Genomic DNA, 12469 nt, shown 5'->3' with positions numbered 1-12469 from the left:
CATTAGGTTGAAAAAGATTTGTATTGTTACAACAGTTTCAATGACACTTAAGGCATTTGTTGTTGATGCGGCTAAATATCTCCATGAAAATGGTAATTATGATATTACTTTAATATGTGATTATGATGAAAGTTTTGAAAAAACACTTCCTGACTATATTAAATATATTCCGGTTTCAATGAAACGTGGTATAAGTTTATCTGCTATTAGTTCTATATTAAGACTATATGTAATCTTTAAAAAAGAGAAGTATGATTTAGTGCAATATTCTACTCCAAATGCTTCATGTTATGCTAGTATCGCTGCAAAATTGGCTGGAATACCTGTACGACTGTATTGCCAATGGGGATTGGTTTATGTAGGTTTTTCTGGAATTAAGAAAAGATTATTTAAAGAGATAGAGAAGATGGTTTGTTCTCTATCAACATGGATTGAACCTGATAGTTTTGGAAATTTAAGATTTAGTCATTTAGAAGGTTTATATACAAAAGAAAAAAGTTCAGTTGTATGGAATGGCAGTGCAAGTGGTGTAAACCTTCAAAAATTTAATATTGAACATAAAAGTAAATGGAGAGAAGAAATAAGAAATAAATATGGAATTTCAAATAATGTTTTTGTAATAGGGTTTGTTGGAAGAATTACTCGGGATAAAGGTATTAATGAGTTGTTTTTTGCTTGTAGAAGTATTTTTGCAAAGGAAAAAAATATAGTCCTAATGTTAATAGGTGATAATGAAAATACAGAATCCCTTAATGAAGAGTTGTTTCAATGGTCAAAGAAAGAAGAAAGAGTTGTTTATTGTGGTAGAACAAGTGAGGTAGAAAAGTATTTGTCAGCAATTGATGTTTTTGTATTACCTAGTTATCGGGAAGGTTTTGGCAGTGTAGTAATTGAAGCTGAAGCAATGGGTGTTCCAGTGATTGTTACTGATATACCTGGCCCTAAAGACGCTATGGAAAATAACGGAACGGGATTGATTGTGAAAAAAGCAGATTGGCAAGATTTAAGTGAATCAATAGAGAAACTACTAAATAATAAAGAATTATATAGCTTAATGAGTATGAATGCGAGAAATTTTGTCGTTGAAAAATTTGATCAGAGGACACTATTTAAATACATTCAAGAGGATAGAAAGAAACTTTTAAATTCAAAAACTATTTAAGTATTGTTTTTAACAAAGTAAAATAAAATTAGATTTATAAGGTACTTTAATGATAAAACTCAACTATTATAAATGAGATATATTTTAGGTGCCATGTTTAATTTAATAATTTATACGAAATGATGAAGTCAAAATAAGCTAAACTAGGAGGAAATATATGAAACTATTATTTGCACATGATAACATATTTTTGAAATATGATAATATCTATTTTGATGGATATGGAGCTTTTCCTAGTGATGTATTAAAGAGATACACAAGTGTATTTGAAACGGTTAACTTTGTATCTAGGCAAAAACAGGTTAGTAGTAAATCAGAAAATTTTACGCCTGCGAGTACTGAAAGAGTAGAATTTATTAATATTGAAAATTTTAAGACTTTAAAAACCTTTTATAGAATATTAGAAGCAAAAAAAAAAATTGAGGAAGAAGTAAATAAAGTTGATTGTGTAATAGCAAGATTACCAAGTTCAATAGGTTATATAGCAGTAAATGCTGCAGTAAAAAATAATATTCCTTATGCAGTGGAAGTAGTAGGATGTCCTTGGGATTCATTGTGGAACTATGGGAATATAGAAGGGAAAATCTTAGCACCTTATGAATTCATGAAAATGAAGAAAATTGTTAAAAAAGCACCATTTGTTCTTTACGTAACAGATACGTTTCTACAAGAAAGATATCCAACAAGAGGAGTTACTATAAATTGTTCAAATGTAGAAATTATTCGCCCCCAAAATGAAGTTCTAGAAAGCCGACAAATAAATAACCAAAGATTTAATAAAAATAAAGTAATTAAAATTGGGATGATTGGTTCTTTGGGTAGTAGATTTAAAGGATTTGACCTTGCTATGGAGGCTATAAAAAATTTATCTGAAACATATAAAAATATTGAGTTACACATATTAGGCTCTGGCGACAAGGTAGTATGGGAGAAATACGCCCGAGAATTAGGTGTTGAGGATAAAGTCTTTTTCGTTGGTACGCTACCTAGTGGGAAAGCAGTGTTAGAATGGCTAGATGAGATTAATATATATATTCAACCTAGCAAGCAGGAGGGATTACCAAGAGCATTGATTGAAGCAATGTCGAGAGGGTGTCCTGCGGTGGGCTCTAATACAGCAGGAATCCCAGAATTGTTAGATGAAGAATTCATTCATAAAAAAGGTGATAGCATTGACTTAGCTAATAAGATTGAACAATTAATTGCTTCCAAAAAAATAAAACTTCAACAATCTGAAAGAAACTTCCATTTTGCTAACAATTATTCTAAAGATGTATTAGATAAAAGAAGAGCGGATTATTATATGAATTTTAAAGAAAATGTAGAAAAAATTAATTTAAAGGAATACGAGGACGGTGTGTCTAGTCCATGAAAATAAATTTATTAGTAGATCATGTTACAAGAGAACTTAATATATATTCTTATATGGCTCATTTAGCTGAGTTAAGTTTTGAGGGAAGACAGTGTAACATAAAAATAGAGCACCAAGATTTTTCAGTTAGAGAAAATAGATATGATTTTTTCGAAAGAACAATAGATAATGTAGATGTGACATTTACACCAAGCTACAATGTTAGTAGAACACCATCAATTTTATCTAGGGCAACAAGAACAAAATCACATTTAGTGGTAAATCACTCAGAACAAATCTTCTCGAATGAGTTTTACAGAGAAAAATTAAACACAGCGAAATATAAAGCCTATAATCGTCATATTTCGGCACATTTGGTTTGGGGAAGAGATTTTGCCGAAAAATTAGTTGCTCATAGTAAAGTTAAACCTGAAAACATTTTTATTACTGGAAACCCAAAGTTGGATTTAGTTAAAAGGTTACAATCTGATAAATCTTATATAGACAATAGCAATCGTACAAAAGTTTTGATTGTTTCGGATTTTCGTTTAGGAGATTTGAACGACCAAGATTGGAACGACTTCCAAAAAAAATACAAAGTGAACTTTAAATATCAAGCTCATAAACTTTATCAGACAGCTAGACAGAATTGTGTTAATTGGACTAAAAAAGCTGCCATGAATTTTCCGGATATTGACTTTTTGGTAAGAAAACACCCTGGGGAACCCTCGGAACCATACCAAGAATTAAATCCTATTTCTAATATATATATAACAGGTGAAAACGAATTTAGTAAAGATCTATTAAGTTCAAGTGTAGTTTTTTCTTTTACCTCTACTTCTGTTTTTGAAGTTATTTTATCCAAAAAACCATATTTTAATTTAGACTTGATAAAACGTCCTCTAGAAATGGAACAAGTACATTATAAACTTTTTAACTGGATTAGTGAAAAAGAGTTCAACACCATTTTAAAAAGCTTATGTGAGGATAAACAATTTAAGAACAAGAAAATAGATTATGAGAATCTATCAAATATAATGTACAAACCGTATGGAAATTCACTCTTGCGTTCTGCAATAGCGTTAATTGAAATTGCTGAAAATGCACAAGTAAATAAGTTGCGTTATAATTTTTTTGATAAAATAAAAGGCGATCTTTATTGTGTTATTCCTTTCATAAAAAATTCCTTAATTAAAATGGGATACTTTACTAAAGAGAAGTTAAAGTTAGATAATCCTGTATCAAACTTTGCTGCTAATAGATGGGATGAATATAAGAACAGTGATGAATTTATATCAGAAAAAAAATTAATAGAATCTAAGGAATGGATAAAGAATTTATTATCTGAAGAAGAAATTCAAGTCATTAAAGCTGGTAACTATTCATTAAGGCAGGAACAGGAAGGTATCTATATAGATTTACCAGAAGAAGTCGATGAGATGTATAGAACTAAAGCACAGAAAGTATGATATATGTCTTTGAAAACACAGAAAGGATAGGTACTTATGCAGGGGAGAATTCAGGGACATTATCAAAATCATTTAGTCTCGAATTACCACTGGGAAGTTAAGAAATCCCATTTAACATTTATACTTATAAATGTATTTGTAGGTATGATTATTCTTTTTTTCCCTTTGATTGGTGGAGAAATTACTGTATTAACTATATCAGGTTGGATTTTTTTTGTTATTGCTATAATGCCTATATTTTTGACGGGTTTTAATTGGACTCACCCCTTATGCTTGAATATGCCATTTATTGCAATTCAAGCAATTTCAATTATTTTTTCAGGAAGTGGAATTATTCCACTAGAAAATTATTATTTATGGTATCTAGATGAAAATACAGTTCAAGAACTTTATATAAAAACTGTAGCCATTAATTGTTTAGGTTTGCTGGTAATGTATTTTTTTAGTTTTTATAAAACAAATGATAATAAGTCTTTAACCCCAACAAAGTTTTATATAAAAAAAAATAGCTATACTGTATCAATTCTATTTATATTAATTATGTTAGTAGCATTTATTTTCATAATATTGAATGTTGGGTCAATCAGCTATATGTTTAATAATATTGCTCGTAGAGTAGATTTGTATTCAGGCTTAGCATATTTTATAGTCCTTCTTAAATATGGGACAGTAGCAGCACTTCTTTTATTAATAAAAAGAAAAAAGAAAATAGCAATATTTATGGTTTTTTTCCAGATATTTCTGGGAGTTATATTAGGTGATAGAGGCTATATCATTTTTTCAACCTTGCTCCCACTTTTGGTATTTTACAACTATTATTATAAAAAGGTAAATTTGAAGAAACTTACATTAATAGGTTTGATATTAGTGATATTTTACCAAATATACGGTGAATTTAGATTGTTAGGCGAAGTTAGTGCAGAAAGCGAACCTTTTTTCACTAGAGTTGTAAATGTTATTGAAGATGTGAGGCATGATGATATTACTGCTGCTTCTATTTACGTTGTTGATGCAGATGAAAGTAAGTTACTTTTAGGTAGGCCTTTAATTAATCTCTTTTTGGCCCCAATACCAAGGGGGATTTATGAGAATAAACCTATAATAGCAGAATCAGCTATTGTAGGTGAGCTTGTTCTAGGTGGAGGTCAAGGATACGGCTTACCGCCAGGAATTTTTGGCTATGGATATTTGAATTTCAAATGGATTGGGGTCATTATATTTGCAGCTATAAGTGGACTAACAGTCAGGTTTTTTTATGAAAAACTAGTTGGTTTTTATAAAAATAGGAAAATAAAGATCCCTGAGGGCAATATAGTAGTATATTCAATGCTGTGCTTATATGTAACTAATCCGTTATCTACTGAAATTCAAATTAAAGTTTTAACCCAATTACCAGCGATCATTATAATTTGGTTTTTTTGTTCAAAAATTAATAAAAAAGCGATATCAATTAAAAAGTAAATCTCAGAAAAAAATTTAGTATAAATTAATGTAATAAATATTTTCAAAAAGTTATTTTATACCAACTTTGATGATATAAATCTTAAATATTATATGGAGGATTATTATGATAAATAATAAAACAATTTTAGTAACTGGTGGAACAGGTTCATTTGGTAAAAAATTTATTTCTAAGGTATTAGAACAAGATGTTAAAAAAGTTATTGTATTTAGCCGTGATGAATTAAAGCAATATGAAATGGCTCAGGAGTTCACTGATCCTAGAATCCGCTTTTTTATTGGAGATGTTCGTGACAAAGAGCGTTTATATAGGGCTTTTGATGGGGTAGATATTGTCATTCATGCTGCTGCATTAAAGCATGTAGGTGCTTGTGAGTATAATCCATTTGAAGCAGTTAAAACAAATATTCATGGTGCTCAAAATATTATAGAAGCTGCTATTGATCGCGGTGTTGAAAAAGTAATAGCTTTAAGCACAGATAAAGCAGCAAGTCCAATTAACTTATATGGAGCAACTAAATTAGCTTCTGATAAATTATTTGTTGCTGGTAACTCGTATGCAGGGAATAAAGAAACCAGATTTGCAGTTGTGCGTTATGGTAATGTAGTTGGAAGTCGCGGAAGTGTAGTACCATTCTTTAAAAAACTTAAAGCTCAAGGAGAGATTCAGCTTCCGATTACTGATGAACGTATGACACGTTTTTGGATTACTTTAGACCAAGGTGTACAGTTTGTTATTGACAATCTAGAGAGAATGAAGGGTGGAGAAATCTTCATACCAAAGATTCCTAGTATGAAGGTTGTAGACTTGGCTGAAGCAATTGCACCAGAATGTGAAATAAAAATAGTTGGAATTCGCCCTGGGGAAAAATTGCATGAAGCAATGATTAATGAAGATGATGCTCGCCAAACTTTAGAATATGATAGTTACTATGTTATCCAACCAGAATTTCCATGGTGGAGAGAAGAATATTCAAATGGTGGTAAACCATTACCTGAAGGTTTCACCTATATAAGCGATGTAAATGACCACTGGTTAACTGTTGATGAACTAAGAGAATTAGTTAAAGAGTAATCACTATTTTCCTCTATTTAAATATCGAAAGGAAGTTTATTAAATATGGGTACTAAAACAATCAGAGACAGTTACTTACCATATGGACGACAATGGATTGATGAAGAAGATATTCAATCTGTGATAAATGTATTAAAAGGTGACTATTTAACAACTGGGCCAGCGGTGGGTGAGTTTGAGAAAGCTGTTGCTTCATACGTTGGAGCTAAGTATGCTGTTGCATTCTCAAATGGAACAGCTGCACTTCACGGTGCTTGCTTTGCAGCGGGTATTGGTGAAGGAGATGAAGTTATTACAACACCCATGACGTTTGCTGCGAGTTCTAATTGTGTCCTTTATCAAGGTGGGAATCCAGTTTTTGCCGATATAGATCCCCAAACTTATAATATTGACCCCAGAAAAGTTGAGGAGTTAATTAACGATAACACCAAAGCAATTATTCCTGTACACTTCACAGGACAACCAGTTTCTTTAGATGAAATTCACCAACTTGCTAAAAGTCATAATCTGGTGGTAATCGAAGATGCTGCACATGCTCTCGGTGCAACATATAAAGGTGAAAAAATAGGCTCATTAAGTGAAATGACAATGTTTAGTTTTCATCCTGTGAAACATATTACTTCAGGTGAAGGCGGAATTATAACGACTAATAATGAAGAGTATTATCAAAAGCTATTACAATTTAGATCCCATGGAATAACCCGAGAACCAGATAAGTTGATTGAAAATCATGGTCCTTGGTATTATGAAATGCAGTTCTTAGGATTTAATTACCGAATGACAGATATTCAAGCTGCTTTGGGTACTAGTCAACTGAAGAAGATTGATAAATTTGTTGATCTAAGAAAAAAGTATGTATCGATATACAATGAGGCTTTTAAAGAGATAGATGCAATTCAAACTCCATATCAAGATCAAAATGGCATATCGAGCTGGCATTTATACATTATACGTTTAGATTTAGATAAGTTGTCGGTGAGTAGAAAAGAAGTATTTGAAGCTTTAGTTAATGAAAATATAGGTGTTAACGTGCATTATATCCCTGTCCATACTCTGCCATACTATTCACAATTAGGTTATCAACGAGGTATTTGCCCAAAAGCAGAAGATTTGTATGAAGAAATCATCACATTACCTCTTTTCCCTGCAATGACAGAAGAAGATGCAATGGATGTAATAGCAGCTGTAAATAAAGTAATAAATAATTATCGAAAGTAGGCAATTACATGAAAATTGCAGCTATTATACAAGCTAGAATGGGTTCAACAAGACTTTCAGGAAAAATAATGAAAGATATAAAGGGTAGAACTGTACTATCGCATGTGATAGAAAGAGTTAATCAATCTAATATAATAGATGAGATTATTATTGCGACAACAGTACAAGAAAGAGATAAAGTTATTGAAAATGAAGCAATTAAATGTGGTGCTAAGGTATATAGGGGAAGTGAAGAAGACGTTCTTAGTCGTTACTATGAAGCAGCAAAAGAAAACAGTATTGATATTATTGTAAGAATTACTTCTGATTGTCCTGTAATTGATGCAAATATAATAGATGACATTGTTAATTTCTATTTAGACGGAAAATATGACGTCGTAACAAATGCTGGATCAGATCTAAGTCAAAGAACGTTTCCTAGAGGATTAGATACAGAAGTATTTTCTTTTGAAGTATTAGAAGATGCATTTAATAATGGAAGAGAAAAGTATCATAGAGAGCATGTCACTCCTTTCATTTATGAAAACAGTAATAAAATATACTACTTCAAGAATGATGTTAATTATTCTATGTATCGGTGGACTTTAGATACAAAAGAGGATTTTGAATTAATAATTGAGATTTATAATAGATTATATAAAGGGAGACATGATTTTTATCTTCAAGATATAATCAATATATTTAAACAAGAACCGAAACTTTTTACTATCAATGCACATATTGAACAAAAGAAAGTCAGATAAATTAAGGATGAAGAAATATGAGGGCGTTGATCTTTACAGAAGGTGGTAATCAAATAGGTTTAGGGCATATCTCTAGGTGTAGCTCTTTATATGACGAATTGTTGGCTAGAGGGATTGAAGTTGAATTCATTATTAATAGTGAATCTGGTCAATTTGACATAATAGAAAATAAGCAATACAAGGTTGTTAATTGGTTATCAAAAGAATATTTAACAAACTATATTAAACAGAGCGACTATTGCATTGTAGATTCTTACTTGGCTAGTAAAGAATTTTATCGAATTATTTCAGAATGTGGCAGAAAATCTCTATTTATTGATGACAATGGAAGGATGGAATATCCAGATAGTATTGTAGTTAACCCATCCCTTAGTACCGAAGCAGTTAAGTATCCTATAAATGATACTAACTGCTATTTACTTGGAACAAAATATATTATTCTTAGAATCCCTTTTATACAAGTTAAAAGAGAATATATTAAATCGCATGTGAAAGAAGTGCTAATAACATTAGGTGGATCTGACATACACAATTTAACCCTGAAAATTCTAAAACAGCTTCAGAAAAATAACTCAGAAGTTATTTTTAATGTAGTAATAGGAAAAGCATTTAGAAATATTGAAGAAATAAAGAGTTTTAGCTCCAAGAATATCAATCTATATGAGAATGCCACGGCTGAAGAAATGAAATCTATTATGCTTAAATCCGATTTTGCTATAACTGCAGCAGGACAGACAATTTATGAATTGTTAGCTACACAAACACCTTTTATTCCAATAAAGGTAATTGACAATCAGCATCATAATATTTTGACTTTAGAAGAACTTAATTTGATTAAGACAGCTCTTGAATACAATGATAATTTCTTTATTGAAAAGTTAATTATTGAATACGAAAATATGATGCAATTTAATACCCGTTTAGAATTGGTAGAAAAATACAAGGGAGTAATTGATGGGCTAGGCAGTAAACGAATTATTGACACTCTATTATCAGGAGAGACTATGGAAAAGGAATACTTTCTAAGAAAAGTGAAAGATGAAGATATCTTTGATGTGTTTCAATTATCTAACGAAGATTATGTAAGAAAGTACTCAATAAATGCTACAAAAATTGATTGGCAAGATCATAAGGTTTGGTTCCAAAACATCATTAAATCTGATAAGCATGTTTTTTATGTTGTAACGGATTATACAGATGAATTCTTAGGGCAATTGAGATATAAAATAGAGGATAAATCTGCAATCGTTAGTATTAGCTTTGGTAAATCAATTGCAGGAAAAGGTTTAAGTAAAGAGTTATTAATTAAGAGTATAGAGTTAATTCACGAGGAAAGAAAGGAATTGAAGAATATTATTGCATATGTCTCAAACGATAATATTCCCTCCAAAAAGTTGTTTGAAAAGGTAGGCTTTATACTCCATGAAAGTAATAACAATTTATTGAAGTATCTTTACTCATTTAAATAGAGGTGGTATATATAAATGCTTATAGACAATTTTGACATTAATAAAAAAGTATTCGTAATTGCAGAAATGTCAGCTAACCATGGGCATGATATTAATATTGCAAAAGAAACAATTAAAGCCGCAAAAGAAGCTGGAGCAGATGCTATTAAATTGCAGACGTATACAGCAGATACTATAACGATTGATTGTAATAATGAGTACTTTCAAGTTAACCAAGGTACAATTTGGGATGGAAGAACCTTATATGATTTATATCGGGAAGCTTATACCCCATGGGAATGGCATGGAGAATTAATGGATTATGCCAAAGAACTGGGTTTAATTTGCTTCTCAAGTCCGTTTGATAAAACGGCAGTTGATTTATTAGAAAGTCTAAATGTCCCTGCCTATAAGATAGCATCGTTCGAAATAACAGATATCCCATTAATAGAGTATGTTGCTTCAAAGAGGAAACCAATAATTATTTCAACCGGTATTGCAACTTTAGGCGAAATTGATGAGGCTGTACAAGCATGCAAAAGAGCTGGTAATGAACAAATTATTTTACTAAAATGTACATCTGCATACCCAGCAAAGATTGAAGATGCCAATTTATTAACAATGAAAAATTTGAGAGAAACGTTTAATGTTGAAGTGGGGTTATCAGATCATACTTTAGGAGTGACAGTACCTATTGTTTCCGTTGCCCTAGGAGCAAAAGTGATTGAAAAGCACTTTATATTAGACAAAAGCATTGGAGGTCCAGATGCGAGTTTTTCTTTGAATAGAGAAGAATTCAAAGAAATGGTAATAGCAGTTCGGAATGCTGAAAAAGCACTTGGAAAAGTAGACTACGATTTGACTGACAAAAAGAAGAATAGCAGAGCATTTTCTAGGTCTTTGTTTGTTGTGAAAGATGTTAAAGCTGGAGAAGAATTTACTGAGAAAAATATTCGTTCAATACGCCCTGGCTATGGGTTAGCACCTAAATTTTATGATAGTATTTTAGGGAAAATTTCCAAAAAGGATATAGAAAAAGGTATACCATTAAATTGGGAATTGATAGAATGAGTTATTATTTTTTTAAACAAATTCTAAATAATACTAAAGTAGTAGGGTGCTAGTTGGTGAGAATAATAAATGGTAAACATAAAAAAAATATTTAAAGGAAGTTTTCTTAGAAATATTTTAATGCTAGCAGGAGGCACAGCTATTGCACAAGCGTTATCTGTATTGGCAATACCTATCATAACTAGGATATTTTCTCCTGAAGAGTACGGAATATTAACTGTGTATACAGCACTATTAGTTTTATTTACTGGCTCACAATCTTTAAGATATGAATTAGGAATACCCATTGCAGAAGATGAGAAGAAAGCAATTAATGTATTAGGTCTTAGCTTTATTATACTTTTAGTTTTTAGTATTTTTACTTTTATTATTGTAATGTTAAGTAATGAGCAGGTTTTTATGAATTTTTCTGCACAAGGTTTAAATCAATATAAAATATTAATACCATTAGGTTTTTTTTTACTAGGTCTTTATCAACTTTTTATGATGTGGAATATCAGGATAAAGGACTTCAAGTCGATTGCTAAGACTAAAATAAGTCGGAGTGTTGGGTCAAATATCCTAACAATAATTTTAGGTCTTTTAGGATGGGGGCCCCTTGGTTTACTATTAGGAAAAGTATTTGGAGAAAGTGTTGGTATTGTTACGTTATCTAAACCTGTACTAAGAAAAGACAAAAGACGTTTACTAAAATATATCAACTCAAAAGAAGTTTTTGAGAGTGCTAAGAAACTCCGCAAGTTCCCAACTTATTCTCTTCCTAGTGCGTTTTTGAGTAAAGCTGGTGATCAAATTCCTGTATTTTTTATCGCTGCTTTGTTTGGGGCACAGATAGTCGGATATTATGGTTTGGCTAAAAGTATTATTACAATACCTACAGCACTTATTGGAAGTTCGATTGGAGATGTATTTTATGGAGAAGCAGCGGCTATTGGGAAAAAAAGCCCAAGTGATTTAAAAAAATTATCAATTAAAATGTTTAGTAAATTATTACTGATCGGGTTATTGCCAACAATAATGTTTGTTGTATTTTCACCTGTTATTTTTAAGACGGTATTTGGTAATGAGTGGTTTGAAGCTGGAATATATGCAAGGATTTTAGCGATATGGGCACTCGCACAAATAATCTTTCAACCAATTAGTAGAGTTTACGACATATATGGTAAACAAAAAGAACTATTAATAATTACTCTTGTTAGAGTGATATTAATATGTGTGGTGTTTGGATTTGCTCATATATTTGAATTAAGTTCTTATTTAGCAGTTATGGGATATGCATTTATTATGTTTTTTATATATGGAGTAACTTATTTCTTATCCCTAAAAATTATTGAGAACCAAATTATAACAGAAGCTAAGAAGTAAAATATCAGTTAGAATGGGTATTACCAATCCTAATTAAACCTAAATTTCACCTACTGCTGTATAATGTAAATGTCCATTTTAATGAAATTTTTCAACTCAACAATTT

10 protein-coding genes are annotated in these 12469 nt (G+C 30.9%); all 10 read left to right on the top strand.

Annotated elements, in window-relative coordinates; all coding sequences use genetic code 11:
* Window positions 1–7: 7 nt before the first annotated feature.
* The 10 genes from J0N78_RS04055 (at window position 8) to J0N78_RS04010 (ending at window position 12363) form a co-directional block, all read left to right on the top strand.
* Entirely contained in the window at window positions 8–1162 is a 1155-nt protein-coding gene (locus J0N78_RS04055; protein ID WP_209121737.1) for a glycosyltransferase, read from the top strand.
* 157 nt (window positions 1163–1319) lie between these two features.
* Window positions 1320–2534: a glycosyltransferase family 4 protein gene (locus J0N78_RS04050; protein ID WP_209121736.1), complete on the top strand. Its 1215-nt coding sequence runs from the start codon at window positions 1320–1322 to the stop codon at window positions 2532–2534.
* A complete protein-coding gene (locus J0N78_RS04045; RefSeq protein ID WP_209121735.1) occupies window positions 2531–3982 on the top strand; it encodes a glycosyltransferase family protein in 1452 nt (483 codons plus the stop codon). The genes J0N78_RS04050 and J0N78_RS04045 overlap by 4 nt, the downstream gene beginning before the upstream one ends.
* A gap of 36 nt (window positions 3983–4018) precedes the next feature.
* The gene (locus J0N78_RS04040; protein ID WP_209121734.1) at window positions 4019–5443 is read left to right on the top strand and encodes an O-antigen polymerase; all 1425 of its coding nucleotides are present in this window, start codon (window positions 4019–4021) and stop codon (window positions 5441–5443) included.
* Window positions 5444–5549: 106 nt separating this feature from the next.
* Window positions 5550–6518, top strand: a complete 969-nt coding sequence (gene pseB / locus J0N78_RS04035) for a UDP-N-acetylglucosamine 4,6-dehydratase (inverting) (RefSeq protein WP_209121733.1) — start codon at window positions 5550–5552, stop codon at window positions 6516–6518.
* A gap of 45 nt (window positions 6519–6563) precedes the next feature.
* Window positions 6564–7736 carry a UDP-4-amino-4,6-dideoxy-N-acetyl-beta-L-altrosamine transaminase gene (gene pseC, locus J0N78_RS04030; RefSeq protein WP_209121732.1) on the top strand — a complete coding sequence of 391 codons (1173 nt, stop codon included), beginning with the start codon at window positions 6564–6566 and terminating at the stop codon, window positions 7734–7736.
* A gap of 8 nt (window positions 7737–7744) precedes the next feature.
* Entirely contained in the window at window positions 7745–8479 is a 735-nt protein-coding gene (locus J0N78_RS04025; protein ID WP_209121731.1) for a cytidylyltransferase domain-containing protein, read from the top strand.
* Between the two features lie 17 nt (window positions 8480–8496).
* Window positions 8497–9948: a UDP-2,4-diacetamido-2,4,6-trideoxy-beta-L-altropyranose hydrolase gene (pseG, locus tag J0N78_RS04020; RefSeq protein WP_209121730.1), complete on the top strand. Its 1452-nt coding sequence runs from the start codon at window positions 8497–8499 to the stop codon at window positions 9946–9948.
* Between the two features lie 15 nt (window positions 9949–9963).
* Complete coding sequence (gene pseI, locus J0N78_RS04015; RefSeq protein WP_209121729.1) at window positions 9964–10998, top strand: pseudaminic acid synthase; 1035 nt, start codon at window positions 9964–9966, stop codon at window positions 10996–10998.
* A gap of 69 nt (window positions 10999–11067) precedes the next feature.
* Window positions 11068–12363 (top strand): lipopolysaccharide biosynthesis protein, encoded by a 1296-nt coding sequence (locus tag J0N78_RS04010; protein ID WP_209121728.1) that lies wholly within the window; start codon window positions 11068–11070, stop codon window positions 12361–12363.
* Window positions 12364–12469 lie beyond the last annotated feature (106 nt).

The sequence above is a fragment of the Alkalihalobacillus sp. BA299 genome (assembly GCF_017745675.1).
In the GTDB taxonomy this organism is placed as follows: Bacteria; Bacillota; Bacilli; order Bacillales; family Bacillaceae_F; genus Alkalihalobacterium.
Note: the sequence above shows the minus strand (reverse complement) of the source record. Positions and strands in the feature narration are given on the sequence as shown.